This is a genomic window from Bradyrhizobium genosp. SA-3 (assembly GCF_004212635.1).
In the GTDB taxonomy this organism is placed as follows: Bacteria; Pseudomonadota; Alphaproteobacteria; order Rhizobiales; family Xanthobacteraceae; genus Bradyrhizobium.
The window spans coordinates 44,048-65,220 of record NZ_PSRT01000024.1; the positions used below are offsets into that span (position 1 = coordinate 44,048).

General features: G+C 64.3%; 16 protein-coding genes and 3 pseudogenes. 18 read left to right on the forward strand and 1 reads right to left on the reverse strand.

What is annotated here, in order from left to right; translation table 11 throughout:
• The first annotated feature begins 4 nt into the window (after positions 1-4).
• The 4 genes from CWO91_RS10790 to CWO91_RS10805 are packed head-to-tail and all read left to right on the forward strand — an operon-like array spanning position 5 to position 4,584.
• On the forward strand, positions 5-1,588 hold the full coding sequence (locus CWO91_RS10790; protein WP_130213468.1) for an ABC transporter substrate-binding protein: 1,584 nt from the start codon (positions 5-7) through the stop codon (positions 1,586-1,588).
• Positions 1,585-2,958, forward strand: a complete 1,374-nt coding sequence (locus CWO91_RS10795) for an amidohydrolase family protein (protein ID WP_130213448.1) — start codon at positions 1,585-1,587, stop codon at positions 2,956-2,958. The genes CWO91_RS10790 and CWO91_RS10795 overlap by 4 nt, the downstream gene beginning before the upstream one ends.
• A 36-nt stretch (positions 2,959-2,994) precedes the next feature.
• A complete protein-coding gene (locus CWO91_RS10800) occupies positions 2,995-3,921 on the forward strand; it encodes an N-carbamoyl-D-amino-acid hydrolase (protein ID WP_130213449.1) in 927 nt (308 codons plus the stop codon).
• A gap of 18 nt (positions 3,922-3,939) precedes the next feature.
• Entirely contained in the window at positions 3,940-4,584 is a 645-nt protein-coding gene (locus CWO91_RS10805; RefSeq protein WP_130213450.1) for a flavin reductase family protein, read from the forward strand.
• A 16-nt stretch (positions 4,585-4,600) separates the two neighbouring features.
• On the opposite strand, the gene CWO91_RS10810 is transcribed toward CWO91_RS10805, so the two are convergent.
• A complete protein-coding gene (locus CWO91_RS10810) occupies positions 4,601-5,263 on the reverse strand; it encodes an aspartate/glutamate racemase family protein (protein ID WP_130213451.1) in 663 nt (220 codons plus the stop codon).
• 153 nt (positions 5,264-5,416) lie between these two features.
• On the opposite strand from CWO91_RS10810, the pseudogene hydA reads away from it, so the two are divergent.
• From hydA to CWO91_RS10880, 14 genes and pseudogenes are all read left to right on the forward strand, one after another.
• A pseudogene (gene hydA / locus CWO91_RS10815) lies at positions 5,417-6,885 on the forward strand (dihydropyrimidinase).
• Positions 6,886-6,897: 12 nt separating this feature from the next.
• Positions 6,898-7,875, forward strand: a complete 978-nt coding sequence (locus CWO91_RS10820; RefSeq protein ID WP_130213452.1) for an NAD-dependent epimerase/dehydratase family protein — start codon at positions 6,898-6,900, stop codon at positions 7,873-7,875.
• Position 7,876: 1 nt separating this feature from the next.
• Positions 7,877-8,638 (forward strand): SDR family oxidoreductase, encoded by a 762-nt coding sequence (locus CWO91_RS10825; protein WP_130213453.1) that lies wholly within the window; start codon positions 7,877-7,879, stop codon positions 8,636-8,638.
• Positions 8,635-10,071 (forward strand): NAD(P)-binding domain-containing protein, encoded by a 1,437-nt coding sequence (locus CWO91_RS10830; RefSeq protein ID WP_130213454.1) that lies wholly within the window; start codon positions 8,635-8,637, stop codon positions 10,069-10,071. Before CWO91_RS10825 ends, CWO91_RS10830 begins: the two co-directional genes overlap by 4 nt.
• A gap of 127 nt (positions 10,072-10,198) precedes the next feature.
• Positions 10,199-11,818, forward strand: a complete 1,620-nt coding sequence (locus CWO91_RS10835; RefSeq protein WP_130213455.1) for an ABC transporter substrate-binding protein — start codon at positions 10,199-10,201, stop codon at positions 11,816-11,818.
• A gap of 28 nt (positions 11,819-11,846) precedes the next feature.
• Positions 11,847-12,878, forward strand: a complete 1,032-nt coding sequence (locus CWO91_RS10840; protein ID WP_130213456.1) for an ABC transporter permease — start codon at positions 11,847-11,849, stop codon at positions 12,876-12,878.
• Positions 12,875-13,735 (forward strand): ABC transporter permease, encoded by an 861-nt coding sequence (locus CWO91_RS10845; RefSeq protein WP_130213457.1) that lies wholly within the window; start codon positions 12,875-12,877, stop codon positions 13,733-13,735. The genes CWO91_RS10840 and CWO91_RS10845 overlap by 4 nt, the downstream gene beginning before the upstream one ends.
• Positions 13,732-15,393 (forward strand): ATP-binding cassette domain-containing protein, encoded by a 1,662-nt coding sequence (locus tag CWO91_RS10850; RefSeq protein ID WP_130213458.1) that lies wholly within the window; start codon positions 13,732-13,734, stop codon positions 15,391-15,393. The genes CWO91_RS10845 and CWO91_RS10850 overlap by 4 nt, the downstream gene beginning before the upstream one ends.
• Positions 15,394-15,523: 130 nt before the next feature.
• Positions 15,524-15,843 (forward strand): annotated as a pseudogene (locus tag CWO91_RS10855) (SDR family NAD(P)-dependent oxidoreductase); the annotation flags it as partial.
• A gap of 494 nt (positions 15,844-16,337) precedes the next feature.
• Positions 16,338-17,699: an ABC transporter substrate-binding protein gene (locus tag CWO91_RS10860; protein ID WP_130213459.1), complete on the forward strand. Its 1,362-nt coding sequence runs from the start codon at positions 16,338-16,340 to the stop codon at positions 17,697-17,699.
• Between the two features lie 81 nt (positions 17,700-17,780).
• Positions 17,781-18,659 carry an ABC transporter permease gene (locus CWO91_RS10865; protein WP_130213460.1) on the forward strand — a complete coding sequence of 293 codons (879 nt, stop codon included), beginning with the start codon at positions 17,781-17,783 and terminating at the stop codon, positions 18,657-18,659.
• Entirely contained in the window at positions 18,656-19,546 is an 891-nt protein-coding gene (locus tag CWO91_RS10870; RefSeq protein ID WP_130213461.1) for an ABC transporter permease, read from the forward strand. Before CWO91_RS10865 ends, CWO91_RS10870 begins: the two co-directional genes overlap by 4 nt.
• A gap of 7 nt (positions 19,547-19,553) precedes the next feature.
• Positions 19,554-20,660, forward strand: coding sequence for an ABC transporter ATP-binding protein (locus CWO91_RS10875; protein WP_130213462.1), 1,107 nt, complete (start codon positions 19,554-19,556; stop codon positions 20,658-20,660).
• A gap of 22 nt (positions 20,661-20,682) precedes the next feature.
• A pseudogene (locus tag CWO91_RS10880) lies at positions 20,683-21,173 on the forward strand ((2Fe-2S)-binding protein).

Genomic DNA, 21,173 nt, shown 5'->3' on the forward strand with positions numbered 1-21,173 from the left:
TTCGATGCAGTTCTCCCGCCGGTCCCTGTTGCGCGCTGCGGCGGTGGCTCCCGCGCTGTCGTTTCCGGGTATCGTGCGCGCGCAATCGCAGACCACGCTACGCTTCATCCCGGTGATCGATCTGGCGTTCGTCGACCCGATCTATTCCACCGCACAGGTGTCGCGCAACCATGGCTTCATGGTCTACGACACGCTCTACGGCATCAATTTGGCGCTGGAAGTCTCGCCGCAGATGGTGTCGGGCCACGTCGTCTCCAATGACGGCAAGCAATGGGACCTGACGTTGCGCGACGGGCTGCTCTGGCACGACGGGGAGCGGGTGCTGGCGCGGGACTGTGTTGCCAGTATCCGCCGCTGGGCCTCGCGCGACGGGTTCGGCGGCGAATTGATGGCGGCAACCGAAGAACTGTCCGCGCCGGATGACCGTACCATCCGCTTCAGCTTGCGGCGGCCGTTCCCGCTGCTGCCGCAGGCGCTCGGCAAGGCCGCGGTGCATGCCGCTTTCATGATGCCCGAGCGGTTTGCGAACCAGGATCCAGTCAAGCCGATTACCGAAGTGATCGGCAGCGGGCCGTTCCGCTTCATCGCGGATGAACGCGTGCCGGGCGTGCGCAACGCCTATGCCCGGTTCGAGCGCTATCAACCTCGCCAGGACGGCAAGCCGGATTGGACCGCCGGTCCCAAGGTCGTGCACTATGACCGCGTTGTGTGGACCACGACGCCGGATCCGGGGACCGCCGTGGCGGCCCTCCAGACTGGCGAGCAGGATTGGCAGGAAACCACGCCGCACGATTTGCTACCGGTGTTGAGGCAGTCCGGCGAAGTCGAGACGCGCGTGCTGGATCCCCGCGGTTACACCTGCATGCTCCGCGTCAATCATCTACAGCCGCCGTTCGACAATCCGGCGATCCGCCGCGGGTTGCTCGGCGCGATCAACCAATCCGATTTCATGACTGCGGTCGCGGGCGGAGATCCGGCGTACCAGCTCTCGCCGATCGGCTATTTCGCGCCGGGAACACCGATGGCCAATGACGTCGGGCTCAACGTCTTCCGCGGCCCGCGCGATATGGCTAAGGTGAAGGCCGATCTGGCGGCGGCTGGCTACAATGGCGAGAAGGTCGTGCTGCTGTCGCCGAGCAATTCGGCCGCGCAAAAGCCGCTTGGCCAGGTCGCCGCCGACATGCTGCGGAGGGCCGGGATGAACGTCGACCATCAGGCGCTCGACTTCGCGGTCGTGCTGCAGCGCCAGCTCAAGAAGGACCCAATCGACAGGGGCGGCTGGAGCGCAGCCGTCGGCAATTGGCAAGGCATCGACTGGCTCAACCCGGCCGGTAACACCAATCTGCGCGGCGAAGGCAAAGTCGCCGGATGGTACAGCAGCGAGAGGATGGGCGGCTTGCGCGGCCAGTGGCTCGCGGCTTCCTCGCTCGAAGAGCAACAGCGGATATGCCGCGAGATCCAGGCGCTGGCGTTTGAAGAGATCCCATATTTTCCGATCGGCCTGTACAAGCAACCGACCGCCTACCGCAAGAGTACCACCGGCATCCTTGACGGCACCGCGGTGTTCTGGAATGTGCGTCCATCATGAGCAGCATCGCGATCTTCGGCAGCTACGTGTTATCTCGCCGCGACGATACGCAGGATGTGCTTCGCGATCATTGGGTGCTGATCGAGGGCAAGAAGGTCGCGGCTATCACCAAGGACAGGCCGTCCGCCGCCGAGGTATATGATCGTCCCGGCCGTTTCATCCTGCCGGGCCTGATGAACCTGCACAATCACTGTTTCAGCGAGGCGGTGGCGCGCAGCCACACCGAGGACGGCAACGGCCGGCGCAACAATCAGAGCATCGTCTATACGGTGCTGTTGCCGCTGACCAAACGCGGCGCCGATCTGCTCTCGGCCGAGGAGCGCCTTGCGGTCGCGCGGCTCGGCATCCTGCAGTTACTCAAGGGCGGGGCGACCACGGTGATGGAGCCGTTCCGCAACAAGATTCCCGAGATGTTCGACGCCGCCGAGGAGATGGGAATCCGATTCTATGGCGCGCCGTATCTGTTCTCGACCTCGGACGCCAAGGCCGGCCCGGACGGTGTGGTCAGATATTCCGGTGACGACGGCGCGGTCGACCTCGCCACCTGGAACGCGCTCTATCAGCGCTGGAACGGTTGCGGCGACGGGCGGATTGGCCTTGCGATGAGCCCGCATGCGACCGACACCTGCGGACCCGATCTGCTGCGTGCTTGTGCGGCACGGGCCCGCGAGCTCGGCGTTCCCATCACGACCCATCTGGCGCAGAGCCGTGCCGAGGTGGAAACGATTGGCAAGCGTTATGACGGCCGCACGCCGGCCGAATATCTCGATTGGCTGGGCCTGCTGGCTCCTGATCTCCTCGCAGCGCATTGCATCGCAAGCTCCGACAGCGATCTGAAGCTGATGGCGGCGCGGGGCGCTGCGGTGTTGAATTGCCCGCGGGTGTTCGCCCGATCCGGCGTCACAGCGGCGTTCTGCCGGTTTGCCGAACATGGCGTGCGCACCGTGGTCGGCACCGACGGCTACAACATGGACCTGCTTGGCGAGCTAAATGCGGCCTCGATGATCTCCAAGCTTGCGCTGCAGCGGGCCGAGGTCGCGAGCGCGCCTGACCTGATCGAAGCGGTGACAGCGACCGCGGCTGCGCTGGTGAAGCGTCCGGATCTCGGGGCGATTGCGCCCGGCGCAACGGCCGATCTGACCGTCATTGACATGACCCATCCGCACCTGCAGCCGCTGTTCGATCCGCGCCGCGCGCTGATCGCGCTCGGCAACCGCGCCAATGTCGATCAGGTCATCGTCAACGGCCGCTTGCTGATCGATGCGGGACGCTATGTTCACGGCGACGAGGCCGCGATCACCACCGCGGGGGCCGCCGCGATCGGCAAGATCTGGGACCTGCCGGAAGCGCAGGCCGCGTTCAATGGCTGAGGTCCCGCCGCACGATTTGCAAGGAGAGCAACAACCATGCGCATGATCAACGTCGCCGCAGCCCAGATGGGCCCGATCCAGCGCGCGGAGGGGCGTGATGTCGTGGTCAGGCGCATGGTTGGGCTGATGGATGAGGCCAAGGCGAAAGGCGCAGACCTGATCGTCTATCCCGAGCTCGCGCTGACCACTTTCTTCCCGCGCTGGTACATGGAGAACCGCGCCGACGCCGATGGCTGGTTCGAGCGCGAGATGCCCAATGACGCCGTGCGGCCGCTGTTCGATCGCGCGGCCCGCCACGAGATGGCGATGAGCTTTGGCTATGCCGAACTGACGCCGGACGGCCATCATTTCAACACCGCGATCCTCACCGACCGCAGCGGCAGTATCGTTGGCAAATACCGCAAGATCCATTTGCCTGGACATGCCGAGTTCGATCCGGAACGTACGCACCAACATTTGGAGAAACGCTATTTCGAGCCGGGCGATCTCGGCTTTCCGGTCTGGCGCAATCTCGGCGGCATCATGGGCATGGCCGTCTGCAACGACCGCCGCTGGCCGGAAACCTATCGCGTGATGGGCCTGCAGGGCGTCGAGATGGTGCTGATCGGCTACAACACGCCGTCGGTGAACGCGCAGAAGGGTGACGAAGGGCCGGAGAAGCGGCTGTTCCACAACCGCCTCTCGGCGCAGGCCGGTGCCTACCAGAATTCCTGCTGGGTGATTGCGGTCGCCAAGGCCGGTGACGAGGACGGCCATCCCTTGATCGGCGGCAGCATCATCGTCAATCCGGACGGCGAGATCGTCGCCGAAGCCAAGACGGAGGATGACGAGCTGCTGGTGCATCCCTGCGATCTCGACGCCACCGCGTTCGGCAAAGAGACGATCTTCAATTTCGCCGCCCATCGTCGCACCGAGCATTATGGCCTGATCACCAGCCGTACCGGCGTGATCCCGCCGCCGTGAGCTGAAGGACGTGCCGCGATGACGAGCCTTTCCTTTCGCGACCTTGCGCCTCGGGACCGCTACAAGCTGCTGTGCGGCGTGGTGGTGCCGCGACCGATTGCCTTCGTCACGACGATGGACGAGAACGGCGCGCTGAACGCGGCGCCGTTCAGCTTCTTCAACGTGTTCTCCGAGGACCCGCCGTTGATCGTGCTCGGCTTGCAGCATCATCCTGACGGCCGGTTCAAGGACACCACGCGCAACATTCACCGCACCGGCGAATTCGTCGTGCATATGGTGGACGAGGCGCTGGCGAAAGCGATGAACGACTGCGCGGTGGACTTCCCCTCCGGCGAGAGCGAGGTCGCAGCCGTGGGTCTGACGACGGAGGCCAGTGCCGAGATCAAGGTGCCGCGGCTGGCTGCGGCGCCCTTTGCGCTCGAATGCCGGCGGCAGGTCTCGCTCGCATTTGGTCCAGGCCGCGAGTTGCTGGTCGGCGAGGTCCTGCATCTGCATGCCCGCGAAGGTCTGCTCGATCCGGCGCGGATGTATGTGGACATGGCGACCTTTCAGCCCATCGGACGGCTGTTCGGCAATCTCTATTCGACCCAGCGCGACATGTTCGCGATGGACCGCGAGAGCTACGACGATTGGCAGGCGAGGCGGGCGCGTGAGGCACGCTAGCCCGCCAATCACCGCCTCACGACGCGCCGAATTGCACGGCGCCGAGCGCCATGGTGACGGCGGCCTGGGTCGGATCGATCACGGGAATGCCGAGCGCGTCCTCGAGCGGCTTGCGATGACGCGCCATGCCCGCGCAGCCCATCACGATGGCGCCGGCACCTTCTTCTTCTTTCAGGGCGCGGCCGACCGTGATCATCTTCGCGAGCGTGCCTTCGCCCGATGCGGTTTCCGCCACACTCATGTCGAGCGGGCGCTCGCCGGCCAGCCGATCCATCAGGCCCATCTGGCGCAGATAGCGCATGTGCCGGCGGATCGAGCGCTGCGCGATCGCGATCACGCCAAAAGTCTCGGCGCGGGCCAGTGCAGTCAGCACGCCGCATTCGGCAATTCCCAGCACCGGCCGCGTGGTGGACTCGCGGCAAACATGCAGGCCGGGATCGCTGTAGCAGGCGATCACGAAGGCCGCCGACTCGTTGTCGCCGGCGACGGTGCGCCGCAGCGGCATCACCACGCTTTCGGCGTCGGCCTGGCTTTCGATGCCGTAGGGTCCTTCGGCCAAGGTCTCGCACACGATCTCTGGACCGTCGGCAAAGGACAGCGGCTTCAACGCCTCGGCAAGGCCGGCGGTGACCACGCGGTTGGAGTTCGGGTTGATGACCATGATGCGCGGTCGGGGCATGGGAGGTTCCTGTTTGGGCGGTGTTGACGGTGCGAAACAGAGGCAATCACTATGCCATGGACAGCATGAAGCGGTCATGCGCAGGGCGCAAGGGCGCGCCGCGACGAAAACAGGCGCCGATGAATTTCGAAAGTTACGCAAGGAGACACCGTCATGACCGAACCCGCCTATGACCTGATCATCCGCGGTGGGCGCGTCGCCACGACCACCGACGTGTTTGAGGCCGATGTGGCGATCGCAGGCGAGGCCATCGTCGCGGTCGGGCGCGGGCTCGGTCCGGCCAAGCGCGAGATCGACGCGCGCGGTAAGCTCGTGCTGCCCGGCGGCGTCGACAGCCATTGTCATATCGAGCAGTTGTCTGCTGCCGGCATCATGAATGCCGACACCTTCGAGAGTGCCACGACGTCGGCGGCCTTCGGCGGCACGACCTCGGTCATCTCCTTTGCCGCGCAGCATGTCGGCATGCAATTGGGGCAGGTGCTGGAGGAATATCACGCGCTGGCGCGCAAGGGTGCGGTGATCGACTACGCCTTTCACATGATCGTCGCCGATCCGACCAAGGAAACGCTGGAGCGCGACCTTCCGCTGCTGATCCGTCAGGGCCATGGCTCGATCAAGATCTTCATGACCTATGACCGACTGAAGATCGACGACGAGCCGCTGCTCGACATTCTCGTTGCCGCGCGCGAGGGCGGCGCGATGCTCTGCGCCCACGCCGAGAACCACGGCGTCATCTCCTGGATGGTGAAGCGGCTGTTGGCGCGCGGCTACACTCATCCGAAATATCACGCGATCAGCCATGCACGCTTTTCGGAAGCCGAGGCGTTCAATCGCCTGATCGGCATGGCGGCGCTGGTCGACCAGCCGATCATGATCTTCCATGTCTCGACCGCCGAGGGCGCGCAGACGATCCGCGATGCCCGCGGGCAGGGGTTGAAAGTGTTTGCCGAGACCTGCCCGCAATATCTGTTCCTCACCGCCGACGATCTCGACAAGCCGGGCGCGGAGGGTGCCAAATGGATGTGCAGCCCGCCACCGCGCCGCAAGGACGACCAGGAGGCGCTGTGGAAGGCGTTGTCGCTCGGTGACTTGCAAACCATCTCCTCCGATCATGCGCCGTATCGCTTCGACGAGACCGGCAAGCTGCGCGCCGGGCCGAACCCGAACTTCAAGCAGGTGGCCAACGGCCTGCCGGGCCTCGAGATGCGGCTGCCGCTGCTGTTCGACGCGATGGTTTCGAAGGGGCGGCTCGGCTTGGAGAAATTCGTCGAGCTGACTGCGACCGCGCCGGCCAAGATCTACAATCTGCATCCGCGCAAGGGCTCGATCGCCGTCGGCGCTGACGCCGATATCGCGATCTGGGATCCCGACCGCCGTGTTACCGTCACCGACGCGATGATGCATGATCTGGCCGGCTACACGCCGTTCGCCGGCCGTTCGCTGCAGGGCTGGCCGGTGACGGTGGTCTCGCGCGCCGCGTCATCGTCGAGAGCGGCAAACTGAAGGCGTCACCGGGCTCCGGCCGCTTCCTTGCCCGCAGCGGCGGCGAGGCGGCGAAGCCGACCGGTCGATTGGTCCCGGACATGAGCCCGGAGCAGAATTTTGGCGCCAAGCTATTGTGAGCGGTCAGCGCGATGAACGTCGTGATCTTCGGCGGCGCAGGTTTTGTCGGGCTCAATATCGCGGAGTTGCTGCTGGCCCGCGGCCATGAGGTCACGCTGTTCGATCAGGCCGAATTGCGGGCGGAGGCGCGCTGCGCCTTTGCGCCTTACGGTGAACGCTTGCGTGTGCTGCGAGGGGACGTGACCGACCGCAGCGCGGTTGAGGCCGCAGTCGGGGCGGCATGCGATGCCGTGGTGCTGGGCGCCGCGATCACGGCAGGCGCAGCGCGCGATGCCGCCGAGCCGGAGCGCATCCTGGCCGTCAATCTGCTGGCGCAGGTGCCGATCCTGACCGCTGCGAGCAAAGCAAACGTGCGGCGTGTGATCAACCTGTCGTCCGCCGCAAGCTATGGCGCGAGCGGCCGGCATTATCCGCTGCTCGAAGAGACGACGCCCTGCGATCCGCAATCGCTGTATGCGATCACGAAATTCGCCTCCGAGCGCGTGGTGGCGCGGCTCTCCGAGCTCTGGCAGGCCGATCTGATCAGCGTCCGGCTCTCGGGCGTGTTCGGCCCGCACGAGCGTGCCGGCGGTGTCCGCGACACGCCGTCGCCGCAAGCGCTGATCGTGGATTGCGCGCGGCGGGGCGCGCCGGCGTTGCTCAGCGAGCCCGGCGCACGGGACTGGGTCTATGCAGCCGACGTCGCCGACGCCGTCGGCGTGCTGCTCGATGCCGCCCAGCCCCGCCACATGCTCTACAATATCTCGAGCGGCGTAACCTTCACCGCCGAGGCCTGGGGCAAGGCTTTTGCTGACCCGGACGGCGGTTTCGTTTGCCGCCTGGCTGTCTCCGGCGAGACACCAACCGTGAGGGTGCACGGCCTGACCCGGGCGCCGCTATCGGTACAGCGTATGGCCGACGAATTCGGATGGCGCGCCAAATATGGCTGCGAGGAGTCCGCAGAGCAGATGCGGCGCTGGTTGCATGATCATGATCGGGGAGGCGCCTAAGATGAAGCTGGCGGGCAGGGTGGCCATCATCACCGGCGGCGGGTCCGAGATCGGCCGGGCCAGCGCGGTTCTGTTCGCCCGCGAAGGCGCCTTCGTTGCGCTGGTCGATCGCGATGCTGACGGTGCGGCCGAAACGCTGGCCATGCTTCGCGAACAGGGTGGCAGCGGCAGCGTCCATGTCGGTGATGTCGGTGACGCCGATTTTGCGAGCGCCACCGTCGAAAGTGTCGCAACAAGCCGCGGCAGGCTCGACGTGCTGATGACGTCTGCCGGCTTCTCCTGCGGCGGCACCGTGATCACGACCTCGCTAGCGGATTGGGACGCGGTATTCCGCGCCAATGTCGGCGGCACCTGGTTGTGGGCGCGGGCGGCCGTGCCGATCATGCAGCGGCAAGGCAAGGGCGCCATCGTCACGCTGGCGTCGCAGCTGGCGATCGCCGGCGGCAAGGGCAACAGCGCCTATATTGCTGCCAAGGGAGCCATCGTCAGCCTGACCCGCACCATGGCGGTCGATTTCGCCACCGATGGCATCCGTGTCAACGCGTTGGCGCCCGGCGCGATCGACACGCCGCTGCTGCGCCGCAGTTTTGCGCGCCATGCCGATCCCGAGCCGGTGCGCGAAGCCTCGCGGCAGCGCCACGCCATGAAGCGATTCGGCAGCGCCGACGAAGTGGCCGCGGCCGCGCTCTATCTCGCCGGTGACGATTCCTCCTTCGTCACCGGTACGGTGCTTCCAGTCGATGGCGGGTGGCTCGCGGCATGAGCGATGGTCTTGCAGCACTCGCGGTTCAGGTCCGCGCCGATCTTGCCAAGACGGCGCATCCGAGCATGCCCTGGCTGGCGCCGATGACTGCTCCCGATGGCAGCCGCGCCCTGGATGTGCTCATTGTTGGGGCCGGTCAATCGGGTCTGGCGACGGCTTTCGGCCTGCGGCGCTCACAGGTCACCAACATCCTCGTGCTCGACAAGGCGGATGAGGACTGCGAAGGCCCCTGGCTGACCTATGCACGGATGCCGACCCTGCGCAGTCCGAAGGATTACACCGGACCCGATCTCGATCTGCCGAGCCTGACCTATCAGGCCTGGCATGAGGCCAAGTTCGGAATGGAGAGTTGGCGCGATCTTGGTCTGATCCCGCGCGAATATTGGGCGGCTTATTTGTTGTGGTATCGCAAGGTGCTTGATTTGCCGGTGCGCAATGGCTGCGAGGTTACCGATATCGCACCCGCGGTAAACGGCCTGCTGCAGGCGACAGTGAAGACTGCTCGCGGCGAGGAGACGCTTTACGCCCGCAAGATCGTGCTCGCGACGGGACAGGAAGGCATGGGCGACTGGGGCATTCCCGAACCGTTGCAGCATCTGCCGGCGTCGCGATGCGTCACCTGCGCGGCGCCGACAGATTTCACCGCGCTACGCGGCAAGCGAGTCGCGGTGATTGGTGCAGGCGCCTCGGCCTTCGATAACGCAGCGATGGCACTCGAGGCAGGTGCGGGCGCCGTGCATTTGCTATGCCGGCGCGCTGCGATCCAGCTGGTTCAGCCCTATCGATGGCTGACCTTCCGCGGCTTCCTCAGGCATTTCTCCGAGCTCGACGATTCCTGGCGCTGGCGCTTCATGCGTGCGATCCTCGAGCTGCGCGAGGGATTTCCGCAAGCCACCTATGATCGCTGCGCCCAACATGCGACATTCCATCTGCACGAGGGCGCACCTGTCGAGGGCGCGCGGGAGACCGTTGACAGCGTGCTGCTGCGCACGCCACGTGGTGAGATCGCCGTCGATTTCGTTATCTGCACCACCGGCGTCATGATGGATTTCGCCGGTCGCCCCGAACTGAAGCGTTGCGCCGATAACATCGCGCGCTGGGCCGACTGCTACACGCCGCCGCCGCCGGAACAGAGCCCGCGCCTTGGCGCCTTTCCTTATCTGTCGGACGACTATGCCTTCTGCGAGCGCGCGGCTGGGCGAACGCCGTGGATCTGCGACATCCACCTGTTCGCCATCGCCTCGACCATGAGCTTTGGCCCGTCCGGCTCCTCGATCAATGCGATGACGACGGCGGTGCCGAAGCTGGTCCACGGCCTCACGCGCGGCCTGTTCCGCGCCGATATCGACAAGCACTGGGTCGCATTCCAGGCCTATGATGTACCCCAGGCTGTGATCCGGCGCACGCCGGCGACTGCGGCGGGGGACGCGTGATGACGGAACGCAAACGAGCTCCTGCCGATGCATTCCGCTGCGACGAAGAAGCATGCCAAACTGCCCGTTTCTGGCACATGATTTGCTGCCATTTCGGGCGTGCGCGGCCTAACAAAGGACAGAGGCGATGTACCCCGTGATTTCCAGGCATCTGATTTCGGCATCCGCCGTTCTTCTTTCGGTGACATTGATTGCGCCCGCGGCCCATGCGCAGAGCCGCGCTGAGACCTTGCGCTACGTGACGGCGGCAACGGTCAACACGCTCGATCCCAACATCCCCGGCACGACGCGCGAGGCCTTCGCGCTCAGCATGAGCAGCTATGACCGTCTGGTGTCGTTCGGCCGCAAGCAGCTCAACGGCAAATGGGTGTTTGATCTCGATACCATCAATGGCGAGCTCGCGGAGTCATTCAGCGTCAGCCCCGATGGCTTGAAGCTCACCTTCAAGCTCCGCCCCGACGCCAAGTTCCATGACGGCTCGCCGGTCACTGCAGACGACGTGAAATGGTCGCTCGACCGCTGCGTCACCGCGCCGGTGCTCGGCAAGGCGCAATTGCTGACGGGCTCGATGACCAGCGCCGACCAGTTCAAGGTGATCGATCCCCTGACCTTCGAAGTGACGTTGCCGCGGCCCGACAAGCTGGCGCTGCCGAACCTTGCGACCGTCTACCCCATCATCATCAATTCCAAGCTCGCCAAGTCGCATGCGACGCCTGAGGATCCCTGGGCGCTGAGCTGGCTGAAGGAGAACGAGGCGGGCAGCGGCGCCTATATCGTCGAAACCTTCAAGCCGGGCGAGCAGGCGATCGCAAAGCGCAACGAGGCCTGGAATCGAGGCTCGTCGGACAAGCCGGCGTCCTTCAAGCGGCTGATCATCCAGTCGGTACCGGAGCCGGCGACGCGCGCCAATCTGGTCGAGCGCGGCGACGCCGACCTCGTGATCGACCTGCAGGCCAGCGACGTGCAGGCGCTGGAAGCCAAAGGCAAGCTGAAGGTGATTTCGACGCCGCAATACAATGCGGTGACCTTCATCTCGATGAACAACAAGATCCCACCGTTCGACAACGTCAACGTCCGCCGGGCGGTCGCTGCGGCGCTACCCTATGATGACATGTTCAAGGCGGCGCTGTTCGGCCGTGGTGCGCCGCTGTTCGGTGCTAGCTGGGCCGACGGCAAGCCACCGAGCGGCGGCTATCCGATTCCGCAGCCGGTCAAGCTCGATCTGGAGAAGGCGCGGGCTTATCTGAAGGAGGCCGGCGTGCCCGAAGGTTTTGCCACAACCTTCAGCTTCAACGTCGGTCAGGCCGCGACCGCCGAGCCGATGGCTGCCCTGGTCAAGGAATCGCTGGAGAAGATCGGTATCAAGGTCGATATCCAGAAGCTGCCCGATGCGCAGATGTCGACCTCGATCAATGAGAAGAAGCTGCCGTTCTTCACCGAAGGCATCGTCGCCTGGCTGCCGTCGACCGATTATTTCTACCGCAACTTCTACACCGGCAATCAGCGCTGGAACTATTCCTCCACGGACAATGCCGAGTTGGAGAAGATTGCGCAGGCGGCGCGCTTCGAGCCGGACAAGGCGAAGTACGAGGCGGAAGGCAAGGAGCTCAACGCCATCCATTTCGAGCAAATGTTCCAGGTCCCGCTCTGGCAGCCGGCGCAGGACGCGGTGATGGCCGCCAATCTCGACGGTTATGTCTACCAATTCACCCGCCAGGTGGATTATCGTAACCTGAGCCGCAAATAGCAGCGGAGCTGAGAGCGCGGCGGAGACCATGGGCACGATCGTTGCAACTTTGATCCGGGCTGGGCGGCGGTTTCTGTCGTCGCTGCCGGCGCTGTTCGGCGTGCTGGTCTTCACCTTCCTCCTGATGCGGGTGTTGCCAGGCGATCCCGCCGTGTTCTTTGCCTCCGGTCCCAGTGCCGGCAAGGAGGAGATCGAGGTCATCCGCAAGCAGCTCGGGTTGGACCGGTCGTTGCCGGAGCAGCTCGGCATCTATCTCTACGATGTCGGCCGCGGCAATCTCGGTCGGTCCATGATGACGGGGCAGCCGGTCGCCAAGGACCTGCGGCAGCGGTTGCCGGCCTCGCTCGAGCTCACGCTGACAGCGCTCGTGATCGCGCTGATCGCGGCGGTGCCGCTCGGCGTGCTGGCCGCGCTGCGGCCGAACTCGCTGATCGATCACGGCGTACGGCTGTTCTGCTCGCTCGGTGTCTGCGTGCCGACCTTCGTCTCCGGACTGCTGCTGATCTATGTGTTCTACTATCTGCTGGGCCTTGCCCCCGATCCGACGGGACGGATCGACGTCTTCGCCTCGGTGCCGCCGGCGCGCACCGGCTTCCTGATGGTGGATTTCCTGCTCGCGGGTGACTTCGAGGGCTGGTGGGCCGCGGCACGTCAGTTGATGCTGCCTGCCTTCACGATGGCGCTGTTCGTGATCGCGCCGCTCGCCCGCATCACCCGCGCCTCGATGCTGGTGTCGCTCGGCAGCGATTTCGTGCGTACCGCGCGCTCGATCGGCCTGTCGCGCTGGCAGATCGTGGTGACCTATGCGCTGCGGAATGCAATCCTGCCCGTGATCACCATCGCCGGCATCGTATTCTCGACCATGCTCGGTGCCAATGTGCTGGTCGAGAAAGTGTTCTCCTGGCCGGGCGTTGCGTCCTACGCGCTCGATGCGCTTTTGGTCTCCGACTATGCGCCGGTGCAGGGCTTTGTGCTGCTGATGGCCAGCATCTTCGTCGTGGTCAATCTCCTGGTCGATGTGCTCTACGGCATCGCCGATCCCAGGGCGACGGTCGCATGAGCCTGACAGAAACATCGTCGGGGCTGCGTCACGCCGTGTGGGTGCTGCGCGGCAATCTCGTCACCGCGACCGCCGCTGCGGGGGCGATATTGCTGGCGCTGATCGCGATCTTCGGCCCCATGCTGGTGCCCTATGATCCCGTCGCTTCGGACGTGCCGCGCGCACTCCAGCCGCCGAGCGCACTACACTGGGCCGGCACCGACCAGCTCGGCCGCGATGTCTTCAGCCGATTGATCGTCGCCACGCGGCTCGATCTCGCCATTGCCGTGACAGCCGTCAGTGTGTCCTTCGTGATCGGCGCGGTGATCGGCTCGCTCTGCGGCTATGTCGGCGGCAAGCTCGATCGTGCGATCGGCCGGTTCGTGGACGTGCTGATGGCCTTTCCGCTGTTCGTGCTCGCCATGGCCATGGTCGCCGCGCTCGGCAACCGGGTCGAGAATATCGTCATCGCGACCGCGATCATCAATCTGCCGTTCTACATCCGCTTCGCTCGCGCGGAGGTAAACATCCGCCGCAATCTCGGTTGGGTCGAGGCGGCGCGTTCCTGCGGCGACGGGCATGTCTCCGTCGTGCTGCGCTTCTTGCTACCCAACGTGCTGCCGGCGATGGCAGTGCAGATGTCGCTCAATCTCGGCTGGGCGATCCTCAATGCCGCGGGCCTCTCCTTCATCGGCCTGGGCGTCAAGCCGCCGACGCCGGAGTGGGGCATCATGGTCGCCGAGGGCGCGCGCTTCATTTCGACGGGCCGCTGGTGGCTGGTGTCGTTTCCGGGTCTGGCCCTGATGCTGGCCGTGCTCTGCTTCAACCTTCTCGGCGATGGGTTGCGCGATATCCTCGATCCGCGCATGCGCACATGATGTCGCCACTGCTCGAAATCGATAATCTCGGCGTGACGTTCTCGACCCGACGCGGGCTCGTCGAGGCGCTGCGGGGCGTCTCGCTGTCGCTGCAGCCGGGTGAAATGCTCGGCCTTGTCGGCGAGAGCGGGTCCGGCAAATCCGTGACCGGATTCGCGGTCACGGGCCTGCTCGACAAAGCGGGCCGCATCACGGCCGGTCGTGTCAAGTTCAAGGGCCAGGACATCACGCGCGCGTCGGGGGCGGAGCTCCCCAACTTGCACGGCGCCAACATGGCGATGATTTTCCAGAATCCGCGCGCCGCGCTCAATCCGATCCGCGCCGTCGGTGCCCAGATCGCCGATGCCATCCTTTCGCATAGGCGGCTTTCGAGACAGGAGGCGCGGGCCGAGGCGCTGAAGCTGTTGCACGCGGTGCAGATCCGCGATCCGGAGCGACGGCTGGACGCCTATCCGCACGAGCTCTCCGGCGGCATGTGCCAGCGCGTGATGATCGCGATCGCGATCTCCTGCAATCCATCGCTTCTGATTGCCGACGAGCCGACCACCGGCCTCGATGTTACGACACAGAAGGTGGTAATGGACCTTTTGGCGCGCGTCGTCGCCGAGCGCGACATGACGACAATCCTCATTACCCACGACCTTGGTCTCGCGGCACACTATTGCCGACGCGTGGTGGTGATGGAGCAGGGGCGGCTCGTGGAAGAGGGCGCGCCACAGACATTGTTTCGGGCGCCGCAGCACGCCTATACCAAGCGACTGGTGGCGTCATCGCCGACCGCGACATCGCGTGTCGGCGACCTCGTGCCGGCTGACGGAGCTCTGTCGGTTGTCGAGGTGAAGGAGCGGCCGACGCCCGCGCCGGGCACACCGCCGCTGCTCGACGTGCAGCACATCGTCAAACGTTTCGACGATGGCGCTGCCGCAGTGGCTGATTTCTCGATGACCATGGCGGCGGGCGAGAGCGTCGGCCTGGTCGGTGAGTCCGGCTCGGGCAAGAGCACCACCGCGCGCATGATCTGCCGGCTGATCGATCCGAGCGAGGGCGATATCCTGTTTGACGGCTATTCGATCGCAACGCTGCCGGCGCGCGATTTTCATCGCTCGCCGCTACGCAAGGAAATCCAGATCGTCTTTCAGGATCCGCATGAGAGCCTCAATCCGCGCTTTACCGCGTTCGACTGCATTGCCCATCCGCTGCTGCGGCTCACCGGCCTGCGCCCCGGCGACGCGCTGCGTTCCCGGGTCGAGGAGTGCGCCGACCGCGTCGGCCTGCCGCGAGAGTTGTTGTCACGCTTCCCGCATCAATTGTCGGGTGGCCAGAAGGCACGTATCGGCATTGCCCGCGCCATTGCGTGCCGGCCGCGTTTGTTGGTGCTCGACGAGCCCACCGCGGCGCTCGATGTCTCGGTGCAGGCCGTGGTGCTGCAGCTGCTCGACCGGCTTCGGCGCGAGGACAATCTCGCCTTTTTGTTCGTTAGTCACGACCTCAACGTGGTGCGCATGATGTGCAGCCGTACCATCGTGCTGCGCGCCGGCGGCATCGTCGAGCAGGGCGAGAGCCTCGCTCTGTTTACCAATCCGCAGACTGATTACACGCGCGAGCTGGTCGAAGCTATTCCACACATTGGTTCGCCTGCTTCGCTTCTGCCCGCCTGATTTTGCGATCTCGGTGTTTAGTTGATAGGGCTGGCGCTCACCCGACCGGGACACGCATCAACGGTAGGCGGTACCTCGAGGTCGCCGCTTCGATCAGCCTCTCAACAAAATGCAGGAGACGCGGCCCTGCGCAGCCGGTCCCTACGGCACCTTCAAGGCGGCGATCATCCACTATACCCAGGGCCTTGCCCACCAGCTTGCCGGAAAAATATCCGCGCCAACTCGGTCTCGCCGGGCAATACCTATTTCGAGGGCGGGGTCTGGAACATGATCAAGGACAACAATCCCGAGCTCTACAAGACCGCGCTGGCGCTCAATCCAACGGGACGGATGGGCACGCCGCAGGAGATGGCCAACGCAGTGGTGTTTCTCGCCAGCCGCGCGGCGAGCTTCATCACCGGGACGAACCTCGTTGTCGATGGCGCATTGACGCGCGGCGTGCAGTTCTAGCCGTCGTCCAAGCGAACGATCAGGGCATGCGGGTTTTCGCCAGGACGCAGTGGACCCCTTGTCTAGCTGTAAGGGCAAACCTTGTGTGTCATTCGCGGGACTTGCTGACCATGATTGCTTGGCTGCCAGTCGATGGGACGTTGTTGACTCCTAAGGTCCTCGCGCCGATAGGCATCGGCGCTGCGATGGGAGCCACGGAGCCGTCAGCTCGTGGCGTAATGCGGACCCAGGTCTGACGTTTCAAGCTTTCGCCGAAGCCCAAGAGGTGCCGAACTTGCGTGCCTAGCGGCCGTATGCATGCCCTGCTGCGTTCCTAACCCGGGTGCTGAAAGGAAATGCAGAAAACGGAGTCATTAGTCGCGCTTATGTCGCAAATTTTTACTTCCAATTTTACTTCGCGAGATCCCGCCCATAGCCTCACGCGCAACTGATCACATAAGCAGCCGATCAATGGCGATCGGTGCGAGCGTTCATAGTAACCAACGAGGGTTGCCATGTCTGATGGGACTAAGGGGACGTTCACTTCCGATCCGGCGGGAATGGAGGCCAAAACGAACGTCAAGTCGACGAAAAAGCTGAGCCGGCGCACGCTGTTGAAGGGAGCGGCCGCAATTGCGGGCGCAGCCGCAGGATCGGACGCGATCCGCGGATTCCCGACCATCTGGGCGCAGGAGATTAAGGACATCGAGCTGCGCCATGTCGGCGTTTCCTATTCCGTGGTGAAGGCGATCGGCGACCAGGCTGCCAAGGATCTCGGCTTCAAGGTGACGATGCAGAACCTCGACACCTCCGCCGCGATCAACCGCTTCATAAGCCAGCCTAATACGGTCGACATCGCCGATCTCGAGGGCTGGCAGGCCAAGCTCGCCGCCAAGCGCAGCGTGATCCAAGGCATCGAGGTCAAGAAGATCAAGGAGTTCGATAACATCCTGCCGATCTTCACCAAGGGCGAGATCGACGGCCACAAGATCCCGCGCCAGGGCATCTCGCCTTACGAGGCGATGTACATCTCGAAGCCCGACGCGACCGATCTGCACGACGGCGTCACCGAATGGGCGACCTTCCTGCCGCAGGTCTACAACGCCGACTCCATCGGTTATCGCCCCGATCTCGTCGGCCACGAAGTGACCGAGTGGAAGGACCTGATCGATCCGAAATTCAAGGGCAAGGCCGCGATCCTCGACGTGCCCGCGATCGGCATCATGGATGCCGCGCTCTGCTTCGAAAGTGCCGGGCTGATCAAGTACGGCAACAAGGGCAACATGACCAAGGAGGAGATCGACTTCACCTGCAACAAGCTGATCGAGCTGAAGAAGCAGGGCCAGTTCCGCGCGACCTGGACCACCTTCGACCAGTCGGTGCAGCTGATGGCTGCGGGCGAAGTGGTGATCCAGTCGATGTGGTCGCCGGCAGTCGCCGCGGTGCGCGTCAAGGAGATCCCCTGCGTTTACGCGCCTGTGAACGTCAAGAACGGCAAGGAAGGCTATCGCGGCTGGTGCAACGGCATGGGCCTGATGAAGCATCTCTCCGGCAAGAAGCTCGATGCCGCCTACGAATACCTCAACTGGTATCTCTCGGGTTGGCAGGGCGGTTTCGTCGCACGCTACGGCTATTACAGCCCGGTGCCGTCGACCGCGAAGAAGTTCCTGACGCCGGCCGAATGGGCGTTCTGGTACGAGGGCCAGCCCGCGCCTGAGGTGGTCAACGATCCCTATGGCGTGGCGATGGAGAAGGCCGGCACCAAGCGTGACGGCGGCTCGTTCATCGACCGCGTCAAGAACATCTCGTGCTGGAACACGCTGATGGACGAGGCAGCCTACATGAACAAGCGCTGGAATGACTTCAAGGTGGCCTGAAACCTGCTTTCCCTGATGTCACGAAGCACCGGCGCCGTCACGCGCCGGTGCGAGAAGACCGACTTCGAGGCAATTGCTGATATGCAGCCAAGTTCGAGTCCATCACGCGCCAATCTCGCCGGCTGGCTCTACGTGTCGCCGCTGGTCCTGGTGCTCGTGCCGTTCTTTGTGGCGCCGATCCTGGTCGTGCTGGCTGCGAGCTTTTTTGCCACGGATGGCTTTGGCGGGCTGACACCGGGCTTCACGCTCGCAAGCTATGTCGAAGTGCTGCACTCGGCGTTGACGCTGAAGCTCTATCTGGCGACCATCAAGTTCACCGTGCTGACCTGGGTCTTCACGCTGATCATTGGTTTCTTCGTCGCCTATTTCCTCGTCTTCCACGTCCGCAACCAGTTGTTCGCGATCGGTCTGTTCCTGCTGTGCACGGTGCCATTCTGGACCTCGAACATCATCCGGATGATTTCCTGGATCCCGCTGCTCGGCAAGGAAGGCCTGATCAACCAGGCGCTGCTGGCGATGGGTGTGATCCATCAGCCGCTTGAGGTGTTGCTGTTCTCGGATCTCGCGGTCGTCATCGCCTATGTCCATCAGCTCACGATCTTCATGATCGTGCCGATCTTCAATTCCATGGCGCGCATCGACAAGAAGCTGATCGAAGCCGCGATCGACGCCGGCGCCAGCCGCTTCGACATCATGCGCCTGATCGTGGTGCCGATGTCCAAGAGCGGCATTGCGCTCGGGACCATCTTCGTGGTTTCGATCGTGATGGGCGATTTCTTCGTGGTGAAGGTGATGTCCGGCGGCGGCTCGGCCTCCGTTGTCAGTGCCTTCTACGAGGACGTCGGCGTGCTGCAATATCCGACTGCGGCCGCAAGCGCCGTGCTGCTGACGCTGGTGCTGGTCGCGATCGTCTCGCTGATCCTGCGCACCGTCGATATCCGGCAGGAGATCACGCGATGAGCGCGGTTCTCGCCGACATGCCCGAGACGGTGGCGCCCGCGACGACCAAGGCAATTGCGCCGAGCAAGGGCGGTCGGCCCTGGACCTTCTACGTGCTGGCAACGCTGTTCTCGCTTTATGTGGTTGCGCTCTACGGCCCGATGTTCTGCATCTACATCCTGTCGTTCCAGGACATCCGCGGCGGCCTCGTGTTCCCGATGAAGGGGCACTCGCTGCACTGGTTCGTCGATCTCTTCACGCAGGTGCGGACCGGCGACGTCAAGGGCTCGTTCGATCGCTCGATCAAGCTCGCGGTCATCGTCACGATCATCACGGTTGTGGTGTCGTTCCTTGCCGGGCTTGGCTTCCGCAAGCGCTTTCGCGGCGACACCTTTGTCTTCTACATGATGATCGGCAGCCTGGTTGCTCCCGGCCTCGTGCTTGGTCTCGGCACGGGTCTGCTGTTCCAGGCGCTCGGACTGAATGCGAGCTGGTACACTTCCGCGCTCGGCGCGCAGCTCTCCTGGACCCTGCCGTTCGGCGTGCTCGTGATGTTTGCGGTGATGTCGCGCTTCAACCGTGTCTGGGAGGAAGCGGCCTACGATCTCGGCGCCAGCCGATGGCAGTCGATCTGGCTGGTGATGATCCCGGTGCTGGCGCCCGGCCTCGTTGCGGTCGCGCTGTTCGGCTTCACGCTGTCCTATGACGAGTTTGCGCGCAGCCTCCAGGCCGCGGGTTCGCTGAATACGCTGCCGCTGGAAATCTGGAGCATGACGCTGAATGTCACTTCGCCCTCGCTTTATGCGCTCGGCACGGTCACCACCATCGTGTCCTTCATCGTCATCGGCGCAAGCCTCGGCACCATCGTGCAGATCCAGAAGAAGCGCGGCAGTCAGGCCAAGGGTTGAGCTAAGAATGAAGAGCGATCGTGGCGATATCGAACTGGCAGGCGTCTGCAAGAGTTTTGACAGCGCGACCTACGCGGTCGACGGTGTCAATCTCAGGATCGCCGACGGTGCCTATTGTTGCTTCATCGGCCCGTCCGGCTGCGGCAAGACCACGATCCTCCGCATGATCGCAGGTCACGAAGACCCGACCGCGGGTGAGATCGTGATCGGCGGCCAGAACGTCGTCGGGCTTGCGCCGGTGCAGCGCCGTACCGCGATGATGTTCCAGTCCTACGCGCTGTTCCCGCATCTGACCGTGCGCGAGAACATCGCGTTTGCGCTCCGCGTCCGCGGTCAGTCGAAGGCCGATCGTCTGCGCGCGGCCGACGCCATGATCGAGAAGGTGCGGCTGACGCAGTTCGCCGACCGCCTGCCGGCGCAGCTCTCCGGTGGTCAGCAGCAACGCGTGGCCCTGGCGCGTGCTGCGATCACCGAGCCGCGGGTGCTGCTGCTCGATGAGCCGCTGTCCGCGCTCGACGAGCAGCTCCGCGTCCAGATGCGCCAGGAACTCAGGCGGATGCAGCAGGAGCTCGGCATCACCTTCATCCACGTCACCCACACCCAGCTCGAGGCGATCGCGCTCGCGGATCTCGTCGTGGTGATGGAGCAGGGTAAGATCAAGCAGGCGGGCGCTGCGCGGGACGTCTACGCCCATCCGCACGATCGTTACGTTGCCGAGTTCATGGGCGGCCAGAACGTGCTGTCGGGCCGGGTCGAGAAGGTCAACGGTGCGAGTTTTGTGCTGGCGCAGGCTGCGCCGTCCGGTATCGAAGTGCCGCTTCAGGCGCGATCCTCGGTCAGCGTCGGCGACAAGGTCGATATTGCGGTGCGTCGCGACGATGTCGCGCTGGTCAGGCCGGGCAGGGACCTCCCGCCGGGCTGCACCACGTCACTGCCAAGCCGGGTGCTCGCGGTCGAATACCAGGGCTACTTCGTCAAGGTCATGCTCGACACCGTGCCAGATGACGAGTTCGTCGCCTACGTGCCGGAAAAAACCTTCTTCGCGGATCCCTTCACCGTCGGCGATGTCGTGATGGCTACATGGGCCACCGGCAGCGCACTGCCACTCGCCTAAAGACCCGTCGCGCACAGGGAGTATGATCGTGCAGATATCCTTCACACTCAACGGCCGGCCACCACCGTGGACGTCGAACCAGCGACGCTCGTCGCCGAGCTGCTGCGCGAGCAGCTCAATCTCACCGGCACCCATATCGGCTGCGACACCAGCCAGTGCGGCGCCTGCGTCGTGCACCTCAACGGCCTGCCGGTGAAGAGCTGCACGCTGCTGGCGCCCGTGCTCGACGGCGCGACGCTGCTCACTATCGAGGGGCTGCAAGGCGCCCCTGGTTCGAACCAGATGCATCCCATGCAGGAGGCGTTTCGCGAGCATCACGGCCTGCAATGCGGCTTCTGCACGCCGGGCATGCTGATGACCGCGGTCGCGCTTGCCACCGAGAAGCCGGACCTGACGGAGGCCGATGTCCGTCACGGCCTCGAAGGCAATATCTGTCGCTGCACCGGCTACCAGAACATCGTCGTCTCGGTCATGGCCGGCGCCGCCGCCATGAACGCCGCCAAGGGAGAGTGA